Genomic DNA, 13,787 nt, shown 5'->3' with positions numbered 1-13,787 from the left:
CAGCGCAGCCGTCCGCCGGCTTGCCGGAGCACCCGCGCAGGATGCGGATGTGCCGTGCCAGCCCGGGCAAAGCCATGGGGGCGCCGCAGCCTTCGATCAGGTGCGGATGCAGAAACGGCGTGGCAGAGACGGCGTGGCAGAGACGGCGCCTGAAGCGTCAGCGCGCTGCGCCAGCGTTGCGCACCATGGCCAGGGCGCGGCACAGGTCGGCCCAGGCGGCGGCCTTGGTGTCCGGCGAGCGCAGCAGGAAGGCCGGGTCGTAGCTCACCACTGCCGGGCAAGCCGCCAACTGGTGCGGCCCGGCGCGCAAGCGCCCCAGCGGCTCGGTGCAGCCCAGCGCCGCGCGCGCCGCCACATGGCCCAGTACCAGCACCAGCGCCGGCTGCAGCGCTGCCACGGTGTCGGCCAGGGCGGCCGGGATGTCGGCGCTAGCCAGTGTCGCGTCACCGATCATCTGTCGGTCTGCGCTGGCCATCGAAGCGCATCGCGGCGTTGCATCGCTTGCCAATACGCTCGGTATGGGCTGCGCGATGTGCCTTGCGCTGCGCTCCGATGGCTGCGCGCAGCCTACGACATCTGATCGGTGACGCGACACTGGCTGGCCAGGCCCCGGGCGCTCCAGCGCCGCCAGGAACACGCGCGGGTGCCGGTGCAATTGCATGGCGCGCAGCATGTTGTCCAGCAGCCGTCCGGCAGCACCGCCCAGGGGTTCGGCGGGCGTCAGGCTTTCGGCCACGATCAGCCAGCCGCTGCCCAGGCCGGCAGGCGTTTGTGCCGGGTCCGCAGCGGGGTAGAGCGCTTGCGCGGCGTGCAGTTTCAGTGCCCCGAAGGTCAGTGCCACGGGGGTGGCACCTGCCGCAGGCGGGGCCGCTGCGTCGCCGTGCCGTGCCGGCGCCGGGGAAGTCCTGCGCCCGGCGCGGGGGCGTTCCGCCACCGGCGTGGCGGCTGCGGGGGGCTGCGCCGGCGCCGGCGCGGATGCAGCAGCGGTTGCGGCGACGGTCGCGGGCGCAGCCGCAGCTACTTGCGGCGGGTCCCAGACGGTGATCCCCATTTCTTGCAGCATGGCGCGCTGTCGCGCATCGAGGTGAAGGCTCATACGGACGGGCAAATGGTGGTGCGAACGGTGGTGCGAAGGAGGGTGGCGCTCGGGCGGATGGGGGTCGGGACGAGGGAGGGTCGAAGAAGGAGCCAGGGCGGATCGAAGGCGGAACACAGGCGGATCACAGGCAGATCACAGGGCCAGACTCATGATCATCGCATCCTCGCGCCAGCCGCCCTGGGCTGCCGGGTAGTAGCGCTTGCGCTCGCCGACGCAGCGAAACCCTTGTGCCTGGTAGACATGCTGGGCGCGCAGGTTGCTCACGCGCACCTCCAGCCAGAGCCACTGCGCGCCGCGTCTGCGCGCCCACAGGGTCAGCGCGTCGAGCAGCACCCGGGCCCAGCCCTGGCGCTGGAATGCGGGGGCGACGGTGATGTTCAGCAGATGCACCTCGTCGACCCCCATCATGGCCACGAAGTAGCCCAGCAGATGCTCGCCTGCCATCAGCACCTGGGCCTGGTAGCCCGAGGCGATGGCGTCGGTGAAGTTGCCGCGCGTCCAGGGGTTCGGGTAGGCGCTCTGTTCCACGGCCAGCACGGCATCGAGCCGGGCCAGCGTGAGCGCTTCGAAGCGCACTTCCAAACGCGCTTGCCGGCGCGCTGGCCGGGCGTTGGCAGGGGGTGTCGGCAGAGCGCTCATGCTTTCGTCCATGCGCCATCGTCATATGCCGTCCTGGTGGGCGGCACGCAGGGCGGCCCGTTCGGCCGTGGTGTGCGCCACTTTATCGCGGATATAGCGCGGCAGGGCGGCGCTGGCGGGCACGCCGCCACCGGCCGCGATCGCGCCGGGCGCCAGGCGCAGCAGGGCCGGGGCCGTGGGCAACGCCAGCACATGGCAGGCGGCGGGCGCCAGCCGTTGGCCATAGCGCTCGCGCGCATTGCCGGCCACGGTCCAGCCGGCGGGCGGCTGCACGGATTCGGGCGCGCCCAGGCCGAAGTCGGGTTCGGCGCGCCAGCGGCCGTCGCCGGGCAGCCACTCGCAGCGCGCATGGTAGACCTCGTCCATGCGCGCATCGAGCACCGCCACCACCCGGGTGCAGCCGTATCGTTGGCGCGCTTCTTCGGCCACGGCAAGCAGGGTGTCCACGGGCAGCACGGGCAGGCCCAGGCCCCCGCGTGCGCCATACGCCAGCCCTTGGGCCACGGCGCAGGCGGTGCGCAGGCCGGTGAACGAACCGGGGCCACGGCCAAAGACCAGCGCGTCGAGCCTGTCGAACGACAGTCCCGCTTGCGCCATCAGGCGGAGCACCTGCGGAATCAGCAAGACCGAGGCCCGCGCACCGCCGGGGCCGGTGTGCTGCCAGACATCTGCGCCATGCTGCACGGCGATGGAAAGGGTGTCGGTGCTGGTGTCGAAGGCGAGCAGATTCATGGGGCCTGGGTGTTTGCACGGGTTGCACGGCGGCATGCGAGGACGAGGGGCGCTGGCGGCCCCCGGCTTGGGCGCCGCCAGCCCGACAGGATACCGGCGATCGGTTGCCGCCCGCCGCCCGCCGCCCGTCGTCATGGTGCCCGTCGCCATGGTGCCCGGCCTCGATGCACGACCGCCGGTGCCGGCGCTGCACCGGATCGGCTGATTCGACGCCTGCGCGCACCGCAGAAAAGCGCAGCGTCCCGGTGGGGGCGCCGGACAGCGGCGGTGTGTATGGGTACCATAGCGGCTCAAAAGGAGACGAAGCGATGACGCAAGCCTATGTGTTCGACGCCCTGCGCACCCCGCGCGGCAAGGGCAAGAAGGACGGCCGCCTGCACGAAGTCAAACCCATCGATCTGCTCGCGGGTCTGTTGCACGCGCTGCAGGCGCGCCAGCGCTTCGATACGGCGGCGGTCGACGATGTGGTCATGGGCATCGTCTCGCCGGTGGGCGAACAAGGGTCCGTGCTGCCCAAGGTGGCTGCGCTCAAGGCCGGCTGGGATTTTCGCTGCGCCGGCGTGCAGATCAACCGCTTTTGCGCATCGGGCCTGGAAGCCGTGAATCTGGCCGCGCAAAAAGTGCGCTCGGGCTGGGAAGACCTGGTGGTGGCCGGCGGCGTGGAATGCATGAGCCGCGTGCCGCTAGGCTCGGACGGCGGCGCCTGGGCGCAGGACCCCGAGACCAACCTGGCCACGCTGTTCGTGCCCCAGGGCATCGGCGCCGATCTGATCGCCACGCTCGACGGCTTGCGCCGCGCCGATGTCGATGCCTTTGCGCTCGAGTCGCAGCGCCGCGCCAGCGCCGCGCGCGCGGCCGGGTATTTCGCGCATTCGGTGGTGCCGGTGCGCGACTTCCTGGGCCAGACCATCCTGGACGAAGACGAATTCATCAAGCCCCAGACCACGCTCGAAGGTCTGGCCGCGCTCAAACCCTCGTTCGAGATCCTGGGCGGCATGGGCTTCGACGCCGTGGCGCTGCAACGCTACCCGCAGGTCGAGCGCATCGCGCATGTGCACCACGCGGGCAACTCCTCGGGCATCGTCGATGGCGCGGCCGCCGTGCTGATCGGCAACGAGGCCGCCGCCAAGGCGCATGGCCTGACGCCGCGCGCGCGCATCGTCGCCACGGCGCTCAGCGGTGCCGACCCCAGCATCATGCTCACCGGCCCGATGCCGGCCACGCGCAAGGTGCTGGCGCGCGCCGGCATGACGCTGGCGCAGATCGACCTGTTCGAGGTCAACGAAGCCTTTGCCGCCGTGCCCATGCGCTTCATGCGCGAGTTGGGCGTGCCGCACGACAAGCTCAACGTGAACGGCGGCGCGATCGCCATGGGCCACCCGCTGGGCGCCACCGGCGCGATGCTGCTGGGCACCCTGATCGACGAGTTGCACCGCCGCAGCCAACGCTACGGCCTGGTCACCCTGTGCGTGGGTGGCGGCATGGGCATTGCCACCATCGTCGAACGCCTGTGAACCGGAGACAAAAAGACATGCAAACCATACGCTACGAACTGATCGCCGCCGCCGGCGGCCAAGTCGCGCAAATCACCTTCGACCAGGCCGGCTCCAGTGTCAACACCATGTGCCGCCAGTGGCAGGAAGAACTGGGCCAGGTCACGGCCTTGGTGCTGGCCGACCGTGATCGCCTGGGCGCCGCGCTCAAGGGCCTGGTGCTGGCATCGGCCAAATCCAGCTTCTTTGCCGGGGCCGACCTGAAGGCGACGATGCGCCTGACCCCGGCCGATGCGCCCGCCGCCTTTGGCGAGATCGAGCGCATGAAAAAACACTTCCGCACCCTGGAGACGCTGGGCATTCCGGTCGTCGCCTGCCTGAACGGCGCCGCGCTCGGCGGCGGTTGGGAAGTGGCGCTGATCGCGCATTACCGCATCGCCGTGGACGACGCCAACATCCGCCTGGGCCTGCCCGAGGTCACGCTCGGCCTGATGCCTGGCGCCACCGGCGTGACCAAGATGACGCGCCTGCTGGGCCTGATGGGCGCGCAGCCCTATCTGCTCGAAGGCCGGCTCCTGTCCCCCGCCGAGGCGCTGCAACTGCAGTTGGTGCATGAGCTCGTGGCCACGCCCGAGCAACTCTTGCCCGCCGCGCTGGCCTGCATCGCCGCCCACCCGCAGTCGGCGCAACCGTGGGACGGCAAGAACTACGCAATGCCCGGCGGCAGCCCCGCCAGCCCGGCGCTGGCCAACGCGCTGGCCGTGGCGCCGGCGCAGTTGAAAAAGACCACGCGCGGCCGCCACCCCGCGCCCGAGGCCGTGCTGGCCGCGATGGTCGAAGGCGCCCTGGTGGACTACGACACGGCGTTGCGCATCGAAAGCCGCTATCTGGCCCGGCTGATGACCGGGCCTGTGGCGCGCAACATGATCAACACCTTCTTCTTCGACCTGAACGCGATCCGCAGCGGCAAGTCGCGCCCCGCAGGCAGCCCGCGCTTCCAGCCCGCCAAGGTCGGCATCCTTGGCGCCGGCATGATGGGCGCGGGCATCGCCTGGGCCCAGGCCAGCCGTGGCATTGCCACCGTCTTGCAAGACCTGAGCCTGGAAAAGGCCGACGGCGGCAAAGCCTACAGCGCCCGGCTCGCGCAGGCGCGCGTCGGCCAGGGCCGCATGACGCCGCAGGCACAGCAGGCCCTGCTGGCGCGCATCACCGCCACGGCCGATGTGGCCGACCTGGCCGGCTGCGAACTGATCATCGAAGCCGTGTTCGAGAACCGCGCGCTCAAGGCCCAGGTCACGCGCGCGGCCGAGCCGCAGCTCGCACCCGGCGGTTTTTTCGCCAGCAACACCTCGACCCTGCCGATCACCGGCCTGGCCCAGGCCAGCGCCCGGCCCGGGAAGTTCATCGGCATCCACTTCTTCAGCCCGGTGGACAAGATGAAACTGGTCGAAATCATCCGCGGCCAGGCCACCGACGACGACACCGTGGCGCGCGCGTTCGACTATGTGCAGGCCCTGGGCAAGGTGCCGATCGTGGTCAACGACGCGCGCGGCTTCTACACCAGCCGCACCTTCGGCACGATGGTCATGGAAGGCGCGGCCATGCTCGGCGAGGGCCTGCCCGCCCCGGTGATCGAAAACGCCGCGCTGCAAGCCGGCCTGCCGGTAGGCCCGCTGGCCCTGCTCGACGAAACCGCGCTCACGCTCAGCGTCCATGTCCTCGAGCAGACCCGCGCCGACCACGCCGCCGCAGGCACGGGCTACAGCGCCACGCCCGGCGAGTCGTTGGTCGAACGCATGGTCAAGGAACTGCGGCGCCCCGGCCGCGCCGGTGGCGGCGGCTTCTACGACTACCCCGCAGGCGCGAAAAAGCAGCTCTGGCCCGAGTTGCGCCGTTTGTTCGAGAAACCGGGCCTGGCCTGGAGCGTGCCGGAGATTCAAGACCGCCTGCTCTACCGCCAGGCCATCGAGACCGCGCGCTGCCTGGCCGAAGGCGTGCTCACCAGCGTGTCCGACGCCAACATCGGCTCGATCTTCGGCATCGGTTTTCCGGCCTGGACCGGCGGGGCCATGCAATTCATCTACGGCACCGGCATCGAGCCTTTCCTGCGCCGCGCGCAGGAACTGGCGCAGCGGCATGGGGCCGGGTTTGCGGTGGATGCGCCACTGCGGCAGGTCATCGAGAGGCACCAACCGGTGTATTGACGCGGCGCAGCCGGGGCCCCGGGTCGAATGGGCACCGGCGCGCGGCGGCCCGTGGGTCATGGCTTTAGAATGGCAGGCTTCATGCCCGCAGTTTCATTTCAAGGCGTCTCCAAAACCTTTGCCACGCCCAAAGGGCCTTTTCAGGCACTGAGCCAGGTCAGCCTGGACATAGGGCAAGGCGAATTCTTCGGATTGTTGGGCCCGAACGGGGCCGGCAAAACCACCCTCATCAGCATTCTGGCAGGGCTGGCGCGCGCCAGCAGTGGCCGGGTGCTGGTGCAGGGCCTGGATGTGCAGGCCGACTTCGCCGAGGCCCGGCGCCGGCTGGGCGTGGTGCCGCAGGAACTGGTGTTCGACCCGTTCTTCAATGTGCGCGAATCGCTGCGCATACAGTCGGGGTACTTTGGCGTCAAGAACAACGAGGCCTGGATCGACGAACTGCTGGTCAGCCTGGGCTTGGCCGACCGGGCCGACGCCAATATGCGGCAGTTGTCCGGCGGCATGAAGCGGCGCGTGCTGGTGGCCCAGGCCCTGGTGCACAAGCCGCCCATCATCGTGCTCGACGAGCCTACGGCCGGCGTCGATGTGGAACTGCGCCAGACGCTGTGGCAGTTCATCGCCCGGCTGAACCGGCAAGGGCATACCGTGCTGCTGACCACCCATTACCTGGAAGAGGCCGAAGCCCTGTGCGGCCGCATCGCCATGCTCAAGGCCGGGCAGGTGGTGGCGTTGGACAGCACTTCGCAATTGCTCACGGCGGCCTCGGGCAGCATGCTGCAATTCAAGACCGACATCGCGTTGCCGCCGGCGCTGGCCCGCCTGGCGCGGGTGACCGGGCGCGTCGTGCAGTTGCCCGCGCAGGATGCGGCCGACATCGAAAGCCATCTGGCGGCGCTGCGCCTGGCGGAGGTGGCGCTGCAAGACCTGGAGATCCGCCGCCCGGACCTGGAAGATGTGTTCCTGCAGGTGATGGCCGGCCACTCCCGATCCAACCTGACTGGCCTGGCCGGCACGGGAGCGCCGCAATGACCGGCTGGCAAACCCTTTTCTGCAAGGAAGTGCTGCGCTTTTGGAAGGTCAGCTTCCAGACCGTGGCCGCGCCGGTGCTGACCGCCGTGCTGTACCTGCTGATCTTTGGCCATGTGCTCGAAGATCATGTGAAGGTCTACCAGCGCATCAGCTACACCGCCTTCCTGGTGCCCGGCCTGGTGATGATGAGCGTGCTGCAAAACGCTTTTGCCAATAGTTCGTCGAGCCTCGTCCAGAGCAAGATCATGGGCAGCCTGGTGTTCTTGCTGCTCACGCCGCTGTCGCACCGGGCCTGGTTCGTGGCCTATGTGGGCTCGTCGATCGTGCGCGGGCTGGTGGTCGGGCTGGGGGTGTTCATCGTCACGCTGGCGTTTGCGGTTCCCGAATTCGCCGCGCCGCTGTGGATCATCGTTTTTGCGTTGCTCGGGGCGGCGCTGCTGGCCACCCTGGGGCTGATCGCCGGCCTGTGGGCGGACAAGTTCGACCAGATGGCGGCGTTCCAGAACTTCATCATCATGCCGATGACCTTTTTGTCGGGCGTGTTCTATTCGATACAGTCGCTGCCGCCGTTCTGGCAGACGGTCAGCCACCTGAACCCGTTCTTCTACATGATCGACGGCTTTCGTTACGGCTTTTTTGGCCAGAGCGACGTTTCGCCCTGGCTCAGTCTGGCCATCGTCGGCGCAGCCTGGCTGGCCGTGGCTGCATTGGCCATGCAGTTGCTGCGCACCGGCTACAAAATCCGCCACTGACCCATCGCCCACCACCACCATGACCGCTGAAGAACTGCGCCAGCGCATCGCCGCAGGCTTGGCCTGCACGCACATCACGCTCACCGGCGATGGCCGCCACTGGTATGCCAGCATCGTCTCGCCCGAGTTCGAGGGCCTGCGCGCCATCGCGCGCCACCAGCGCGTCTACGCCACGCTGGGCACGAGCATGCAGACCGACGAAGTGCATGCGCTGTCGATGAAAACCTATACCCCGGCGGAATGGGCCGTCCAGGGGCAGCAGCCATGATCGGCCGCCCGTTGCCGGCCGGTGGCGCAAGCAGGACATGCGCCGGCGGCGCAGTCCTGCCGGTTTGCGGGGGCGCGGCATGGACCGGCTCCTGATCCGTGGCGGGCGCCGCCTGCATGGCGAGGTGCCGGTTTCCGGCGCCAAGAACGCGGCCCTGCCGCAACTGTGCGCCGCGCTGCTCAGCGCCGAGCCGGTGACCCTGCTGAACATGCCCCGGTTGCAGGATGTGAGCACCATGCTGCGCCTGCTGCACCACATGGGCGTGGGGGTCGAGCGCTCGGACGACGGCCCGCTGCGCATCGATGCCGGCGCGCTCCATACCCCCGAAGCCCCCTACGAGTTGGTCAAGACCATGCGCGCCTCGGTGCTGGTCCTGGGCCCGCTGCTGGCGCGCCGGGGCGCGGCCAAGGTGTCGCTGCCCGGTGGCTGCGCGATCGGCTCGCGCCCGGTGGACCAGCATATCAAGGGCCTGACCGCCATGGGGGCGGACATCGTGGTCGAGCATGGCGACATGATCGCCAGGCTGTCCGCAGGCCGCAGGCGCCTGAAGGGCGCCCATATCGCCACCGACATGATCACCGTCACCGGCACGGAAAACTTCCTGATGGCCGCCACGCTGGCCGAGGGCGAGACGGTGCTGGAGAACGCGGCCCAGGAGCCCGAGATCGCCGACCTGGCCGAGATGCTGATCGCCATGGGGGCGCAGATCGAAGGCCACGGCAGCAGCCGCATCCGCATCCAGGGCGTGGACCGGCTGCACGGCTGCAGCCACCGCGTGGTGGCCGACCGTATCGAGGCCGGCACCTTTTTGTGCGCCGTGGCGGCCACCGGCGGCGATGTGCTGCTGCGCCATGGCCGCGCCGACCACCTGGACGCGGTGATCGAAAAGCTGCGCGCCGCCGGCGCCGATGTGCAGGCGCTCGCGGACGGCATCCGCGTGCAAAGCCCGGGCGGCGCCAAGCTCAAGGCCCAGGGCTTTCGCACCACCGAATACCCGGGCTTTCCCACCGACATGCAGGCCCAGTTCATGGCCCTCGATTGCATCGCCCAAGGCACGGCCACGGTGACCGAGACGATTTTCGAAAACCGCTTCATGCATGTCGATGAACTGCTGCGCCTGGGCGCCCGGATCCAGGTGGACGGCAAGGTGGCGGTGATCGAAGGCCAGCCCCGCCTGTCCGGCGCCACGGTGATGGCCACCGACCTGCGCGCATCGGCCTGCCTGGTGATTGCCGGCTTGGTGGCCGAGGGCCAGACGGCGGTCGAGCGCATCTACCACCTGGACCGGGGCTACGACTGCATGGAGGCGAAACTGCACGGCATAGGCGCCGATATCGAAAGAGTGCCGGCATGAGAGCCGCCCGGCCGCCCGAGGGCGCTCCTACCGCAGCCGAAGACGCAGGTGTTCCAGTGCGCGGCATGATCACCCTGGCGCTGTCCAAGGGCCGCATCTTCGACGAGACCCGGCCCCTGCTGGCAGCGGCCGGCATCGAGGTGCAGGGCGATCCGGACCGATCGCGCAAGCTCATCTTGCCCACCAACCGGCCCGATGTGCGCGTGGTGCTGGTGCGCGCCACCGATGTGCCCACCTATGTGCAATACGGCGGCGCCGACATCGGCGTGGCGGGCAAGGACCAGTTGATCGAGCATGGCGGCCAGGGCCTGTACCAGCCGCTCGACCTGGGCATCGCCCGGTGCCGCGTCAGCGTCGCGGTGCGCCAGGACTTTGACTACGCGCTGGCCGTCCGGCAGGGCGCGCGCCTGAAGTTGGCCACCAAGTACAGCAACATCGCGCGCGATTTTTTTGCCGGCAAGGGCGTGCATGTGGACATGGTCAAGCTCTACGGCAGCATGGAACTGGCCCCGCTCACCGGGCTGGCCGATGCCATCGTCGATCTGGTCTCCAGCGGCAACACCCTCCGGGCCAACCAGTTGCTGGAGGTCGAGCGCATCATGGACATCAGCGCCTGCCTGGTGGTCAACCAGGCCGCGCTCAAGCTCCGGCAGGCGGCGCTGCGCCAGATCATCGATGCGTTCGCTGCGGCACTCGTGACCACGGCGGCGACTGCGGGGCAAAGCCGTGCCGCAACGTCGCAAGAAGCGCCGTAGAAAGCGCCGTAAAAAGCGCTGCAAGAAGCACCACAAAAAGCGCCGGGGCAGGGCGGGTGAGCGCCCGATGCCGCTGCTCATGGCCGTCGTTTTCCGCCGGCTTTTGTGTGCAGCCGGGGCCTGGCCCGCGACGCGCGATCGGCCGGCGCCCGGTGTGCACGGAGCCGGCCCGGGGCCTGCCTGGCGGCTCACTTGCGCTCCTGGATGGGCAGGAACGCCAGGTTCTCTGGCCCGGTGTAGTGGGCGCCGGGGCGGATGATCTTGTCGTCGATGCGCTGCTCGATGATGTGGGCCGCCCAGCCGCTGGTGCGCGCGATCACGAACAAGGGCGTGAACATGGCCGTCGGCACGCCCATCATGTGGTAGCTGACGGCGCTGAACCAGTCGAGGTTGGGGAACATCTTCCTGGCCTGCCACATCACCGACTCCAGCCGCTCGGCAATGTCGAACATCCTGGTCGAGCCGGCCCGTTGCGCCAGCGCCCGGGCCACGCCTTTGATGACCGCGCTGCGCGGGTCGCTGACGGTGTAGACCGGGTGGCCGAAGCCGGTCACCACTTCCTTGGCCGCCACGCGGCGGCGGATGTCGGCCTCGGCCTGATCGGGGTCGTCGTAGCGCTTTTGGATCTCGAACGCCATCTCGTTGGCGCCGCCGTGCTTGGGGCCGCGCAGTGCGCCGATGGCGCCGACGATGGCCGAGTGCATGTCGCTGCCGGTGCCGGCGATCACGCGCGCGGCGAAGGTCGAGGCGTTGAACTCGTGCTCGGCGTACAGGTTCAGCGAGGTGTGCATCGCGCGTTCCCACGCGGCACAGGGCTTGCTGCCGTGCAGCAGGTGCAGGAAATGCGCGCCGATGGAGTCGTCGTCGGTCTCCGGCTCGATGCGCCTGCCCTGGGTGGACCAGTGGTACCAGTACAGCAGCATGGAGCCGAGCGAGGCCAGCAGCCGGTCGGCGATGTCGCGCGCGCCCGGCGCGTGGTGCCCGTCCTTTTCCGGCAGCGCGCAGCCCAGCGCCGACACGCCGCTGCGCAGCACGTCCATCGGGTGCGCGCTGGCAGGGATTTGTTCCAGCGCCGACTTGACGCTGGCGGGCACGCCGCGCATGGCCCGGAGCCTGGCTTTGTAGGTGCGCAACCCGGCAACGGTGGGCAGCTTGCCGTGCACCAGCAGGTGGGCGATCTCCTCGAATTCGCAGACCTCGGCGATGTCCAGGATGTCGTAGCCGCGGTAGTGCAGGTCGCAGCCGGTGCGGCCCACGCTGCACAGCGCGGTGTTGCCGGCGGTGACGCCCGAAAGGGCGACGGATTTTTTCGGCTTCGCGCCGGCGCGGGTCATGTCGTTCATCGTGGCTCCTTGAAAGTCGTGTGGCGCCTGGGCCGCCCGTGGGCATCCAGCGCCAGCATCCCGAAACGGGCGTCCAGGGCCTGCCTCGTGGCACCCCTGGCCAGGGTCTCGGCCCGGCCCTGGAACGGCACCGTCATGGAACTGCGGCCGCAGCGCTCGATGCATGCCGTCGGCTCCAGCGCTGCGCCCAGGCGCACCGGGCTGCGCACCGGGCTGCGAGCGGCCATGGCCATGGCCATCACCACCGCGCCGCGCCACGCCACCCCACCCCACGCGCATGCCGGCGGGCGGCCACGAAGGCGGCTTCGGACAGCAGGTTCAGCGCATGGCCCGCGAACCGCGGGCCGTAATGGTGGGCCTGGTCGGGCAAGATCACTTCCAGCATCTGCGCCAGCGTTGCGCTGGCCGGATGCGCTGGCCGGATGCGCTGCGCGGCAAAGGCCGATCGGTGCGGTGGGTGGCGTCATGCTTTGCAATGTACGCAGCAAGAGCGCCCGGTGGAAGGACTGAATTGGCGAATGAAAGCAAGGCCAATGGGGCCAGTTTGCAAATCCTGCAAATCGCCTGGGGCGCGGCCAGGGCGCCGTTGTACAGTCTGCGCGATGAGAAAAACCTTCATCGGCGTTCGTTTGCGGCGCCTGCGCGAAGAGCGCGGGATGAACCAGGCCGCGCTGGCGCATGCGCTGGAACTGTCGCCCAGCTACCTCAACCAGTTGGAGCAGAACCAGCGGCCGCTGACGGTCGCGGTCTTGCTCAAGATCAACCGCATGTTCGGGCTGGACGTGCAGATGTTTTCAGACGATGACGAGGCGCGCCTGATATCCGATCTGCGCGAGGTGCTGGCACATGCCGCCGCGCCCGACACCGTGTCGCTGGCCGAGGTCAGGGAGCTGGCCGCAGGCATGCCCGCCGTGGCCCGCACCCTGATCCGCATGCATGGGCGCCAGCGCGAAGCGCTGGCGCGGATCGAGGACATGGCCCTGCGGCTGGGCGACGAGCGCAGCGGCCTGCCCGGCATCCCGCCGATGCCCTACGAAGAAGTGCGCGACTTTTTCACGGCGCGGCAGAACCATATCGGCGAACTGGACGAGGCCGCCGAACGCATGGCGGCCGAGTGGGCCGGCAGCGAATCAGTCGCCCAAGGGCTGGAGCGCCGGTTGCAGCAGCGCCATGCCGTGCGCGTGGTGCAGACCGACCCGGACAGCGGGGACACCGTGCAGCGCTGCTACGACCCGCAGCGCCGGCTGCTGCAACTGTCGGCCAGCCTGGATGCCGGGCAGGCCGCTTTCCAGATGGCCACGCAACTGGCCTTTCTGGAAATGAGCGACATGCTGCACCGACTTTCAGCCAGCGCAGACCTGTCGTGCGAGCCGGCGCGCGCGCTGGCGCGCATAGGGCTGGCGAACTATTTCGCCGGCGCCCTGTTGCTGCCGTACACCCGCTTTCTGGAGGCGGCCGAGGCGTGGCGCTACGACATCGATCGGCTGGGCCGGCGCTTCGGGGTCGGCTTTGAGACCGTGTGCCACCGCCTGAGCACCTTGCAGCGCCCGTCAGCGCGCGCCGTGCCGTTTTTTTTCGTCCGGGTGGACCGTGCCGGCAATATCTCCAAGCGCCAGTCGGCCACGCATTTCCACTTTTCCAGGGCGGGCGGCACCTGTCCGCTGTGGAACGTCTACGAGGCTTTCGCACAGCCGGGCCGCATCCTGACCCAGTTGGCGCGCATGCCCGATGGCCGCGCCTACCTGTGGGTGGCGCGCAGCGTGTCGAGCGCGCAAGAAGGCTACGGCCAACCGGGCAAGACCTTTGCCATCGGCCTGGGTTGCGATATCCAACATGCGCCGCGCCTGGTCTACGCCAAGGGCCTGGACCTGAAGGACCCGCAGGTGCCCACGCCGATCGGCATGGGCTGCAAGGTCTGTGAACGCGAGGCCTGCCCGCAGCGGGCCTTTCCGTTCATCGGCCGGCAGATCGACATCGATGAGAACCGGCGGACGCTGACGCCCTACCCGGTGCAGAACCGGGCGGGGAGTGGCGCCAATGGCGTAAGTAGCGCCAATGGCCCGAGTGGCCCGAGTGGCGCCAATGGCCCGTGACCCGGCATGAAAAACCGCGCTGGCGC

General features: G+C 69.2%; 14 protein-coding genes. 8 read left to right on the top strand and 6 right to left on the bottom strand.

Translation table 11 applies throughout. The features are described 5' to 3' along the window. Window positions 1-157: 157 nt before the first annotated feature. From VEIS_RS30850 to tsaB, 3 genes are all read right to left on the bottom strand, one after another. The gene (locus VEIS_RS30850; protein WP_041950263.1) at window positions 158-1,096 is read right to left on the bottom strand and encodes a uracil-DNA glycosylase family protein; all 939 of its coding nucleotides are present in this window, start codon (window positions 1,094-1,096) and stop codon (window positions 158-160) included. A gap of 135 nt (window positions 1,097-1,231) precedes the next feature. Continuing rightward, the gene (gene rimI, locus VEIS_RS21585) at window positions 1,232-1,738 is read right to left on the bottom strand and encodes a ribosomal protein S18-alanine N-acetyltransferase (protein WP_083758767.1); all 507 of its coding nucleotides are present in this window, start codon (window positions 1,736-1,738) and stop codon (window positions 1,232-1,234) included. 21 nt (window positions 1,739-1,759) lie between these two features. Beyond that, a complete protein-coding gene (tsaB, locus tag VEIS_RS21580; protein WP_011812146.1) occupies window positions 1,760-2,470 on the bottom strand; it encodes a tRNA (adenosine(37)-N6)-threonylcarbamoyltransferase complex dimerization subunit type 1 TsaB in 711 nt (236 codons plus the stop codon). Between the two features lie 308 nt (window positions 2,471-2,778). On the opposite strand from tsaB, the gene VEIS_RS21575 reads away from it, so the two are divergent. The 7 genes from VEIS_RS21575 to hisG all read left to right on the top strand — a co-directional run bounded on the left by VEIS_RS21575 (window position 2,779) and on the right by hisG (window position 10,325). Next, window positions 2,779-3,984: an acetyl-CoA C-acetyltransferase gene (locus tag VEIS_RS21575; RefSeq protein WP_011812145.1), complete on the top strand. Its 1,206-nt coding sequence runs from the start codon at window positions 2,779-2,781 to the stop codon at window positions 3,982-3,984. A gap of 17 nt (window positions 3,985-4,001) precedes the next feature. Next, window positions 4,002-6,167 carry a 3-hydroxyacyl-CoA dehydrogenase NAD-binding domain-containing protein gene (locus VEIS_RS21570; RefSeq protein ID WP_011812144.1) on the top strand — a complete coding sequence of 722 codons (2,166 nt, stop codon included), beginning with the start codon at window positions 4,002-4,004 and terminating at the stop codon, window positions 6,165-6,167. Window positions 6,168-6,248: 81 nt separating this feature from the next. Further along, the gene (locus VEIS_RS21565; protein ID WP_041951153.1) at window positions 6,249-7,196 is read left to right on the top strand and encodes an ABC transporter ATP-binding protein; all 948 of its coding nucleotides are present in this window, start codon (window positions 6,249-6,251) and stop codon (window positions 7,194-7,196) included. Next, a complete protein-coding gene (locus VEIS_RS21560; RefSeq protein ID WP_011812142.1) occupies window positions 7,193-7,948 on the top strand; it encodes an ABC transporter permease in 756 nt (251 codons plus the stop codon). Before VEIS_RS21565 ends, VEIS_RS21560 begins: the two co-directional genes overlap by 4 nt. 19 nt (window positions 7,949-7,967) lie before the next feature. After that, window positions 7,968-8,216 (top strand): BolA family protein, encoded by a 249-nt coding sequence (locus VEIS_RS21555; RefSeq protein WP_011812141.1) that lies wholly within the window; start codon window positions 7,968-7,970, stop codon window positions 8,214-8,216. Between the two features lie 79 nt (window positions 8,217-8,295). Then, the gene (gene murA / locus VEIS_RS21550; RefSeq protein WP_011812140.1) at window positions 8,296-9,570 is read left to right on the top strand and encodes a UDP-N-acetylglucosamine 1-carboxyvinyltransferase; all 1,275 of its coding nucleotides are present in this window, start codon (window positions 8,296-8,298) and stop codon (window positions 9,568-9,570) included. Between the two features lie 65 nt (window positions 9,571-9,635). Then, complete coding sequence (gene hisG, locus VEIS_RS21545; RefSeq protein ID WP_041950262.1) at window positions 9,636-10,325, top strand: ATP phosphoribosyltransferase; 690 nt, start codon at window positions 9,636-9,638, stop codon at window positions 10,323-10,325. Between the two features lie 188 nt (window positions 10,326-10,513). Here hisG and prpC read toward each other — a convergent pair whose 3' ends face one another. Genes prpC through VEIS_RS29975 form a run of 3 tightly spaced genes read right to left on the bottom strand, consistent with a single transcriptional unit; the run spans window position 10,514 to window position 12,053 of the window. Continuing rightward, complete coding sequence (gene prpC, locus VEIS_RS21540) at window positions 10,514-11,668, bottom strand: bifunctional 2-methylcitrate synthase/citrate synthase (protein WP_011812138.1); 1,155 nt, start codon at window positions 11,666-11,668, stop codon at window positions 10,514-10,516. Next, window positions 11,665-11,901, bottom strand: coding sequence for a hypothetical protein (locus tag VEIS_RS29980; protein ID WP_198137912.1), 237 nt, complete (start codon window positions 11,899-11,901; stop codon window positions 11,665-11,667). The genes prpC and VEIS_RS29980 overlap by 4 nt, the downstream gene beginning before the upstream one ends. Before the next feature lie 5 nt (window positions 11,902-11,906). Then, window positions 11,907-12,053 (bottom strand): hypothetical protein, encoded by a 147-nt coding sequence (locus VEIS_RS29975; RefSeq protein WP_198137911.1) that lies wholly within the window; start codon window positions 12,051-12,053, stop codon window positions 11,907-11,909. 217 nt (window positions 12,054-12,270) lie between these two features. On the opposite strand from VEIS_RS29975, the gene VEIS_RS21530 reads away from it, so the two are divergent. Continuing rightward, window positions 12,271-13,761 carry a short-chain fatty acyl-CoA regulator family protein gene (locus VEIS_RS21530; RefSeq protein WP_083758691.1) on the top strand — a complete coding sequence of 497 codons (1,491 nt, stop codon included), beginning with the start codon at window positions 12,271-12,273 and terminating at the stop codon, window positions 13,759-13,761. Window positions 13,762-13,787 lie beyond the last annotated feature (26 nt).

This window comes from Verminephrobacter eiseniae EF01-2 (assembly GCF_000015565.1).
Lineage (GTDB): Bacteria > Pseudomonadota > Gammaproteobacteria > Burkholderiales > Burkholderiaceae_C > Acidovorax > Acidovorax eiseniae.
Note: the sequence above shows the minus strand (reverse complement) of the source record. Positions and strands in the feature narration are given on the sequence as shown.

Excerpts from the sequence above, each read along its gene's own strand:
- VEIS_RS21560 (WP_011812142.1), top strand. The coding sequence starts at position 7,193 with ATGACCGGCTGGCAAACCCTTTTCTGCAAGGAAGTGCTGCGCTTTTGG.
- rimI (WP_083758767.1), bottom strand. The coding sequence starts at position 1,738 with ATGAGCGCTCTGCCGACACCCCCTGCCAACGCCCGGCCAGCGCGCCGG.
- VEIS_RS29980 (WP_198137912.1), bottom strand. The coding sequence starts at position 11,901 with ATGGCCATGGCCGCTCGCAGCCCGGTGCGCAGCCCGGTGCGCCTGGGC.
- VEIS_RS21575 (WP_011812145.1), top strand. The coding sequence starts at position 2,779 with ATGACGCAAGCCTATGTGTTCGACGCCCTGCGCACCCCGCGCGGCAAG.
- VEIS_RS21555 (WP_011812141.1), top strand. The coding sequence starts at position 7,968 with ATGACCGCTGAAGAACTGCGCCAGCGCATCGCCGCAGGCTTGGCCTGC.
- VEIS_RS21570 (WP_011812144.1), top strand. The coding sequence starts at position 4,002 with ATGCAAACCATACGCTACGAACTGATCGCCGCCGCCGGCGGCCAAGTC.
- hisG (WP_041950262.1), top strand. The coding sequence starts at position 9,636 with ATGATCACCCTGGCGCTGTCCAAGGGCCGCATCTTCGACGAGACCCGG.
- VEIS_RS21565 (WP_041951153.1), top strand. The coding sequence starts at position 6,249 with ATGCCCGCAGTTTCATTTCAAGGCGTCTCCAAAACCTTTGCCACGCCC.
- VEIS_RS30850 (WP_041950263.1), bottom strand. The coding sequence starts at position 1,096 with ATGAGCCTTCACCTCGATGCGCGACAGCGCGCCATGCTGCAAGAAATG.
- prpC (WP_011812138.1), bottom strand. The coding sequence starts at position 11,668 with ATGAACGACATGACCCGCGCCGGCGCGAAGCCGAAAAAATCCGTCGCC.
- tsaB (WP_011812146.1), bottom strand. The coding sequence starts at position 2,470 with ATGAATCTGCTCGCCTTCGACACCAGCACCGACACCCTTTCCATCGCC.
- VEIS_RS21530 (WP_083758691.1), top strand. The coding sequence starts at position 12,271 with ATGAGAAAAACCTTCATCGGCGTTCGTTTGCGGCGCCTGCGCGAAGAG.
- VEIS_RS29975 (WP_198137911.1), bottom strand. The coding sequence starts at position 12,053 with ATGCTGGAAGTGATCTTGCCCGACCAGGCCCACCATTACGGCCCGCGG.
- murA (WP_011812140.1), top strand. The coding sequence starts at position 8,296 with ATGGACCGGCTCCTGATCCGTGGCGGGCGCCGCCTGCATGGCGAGGTG.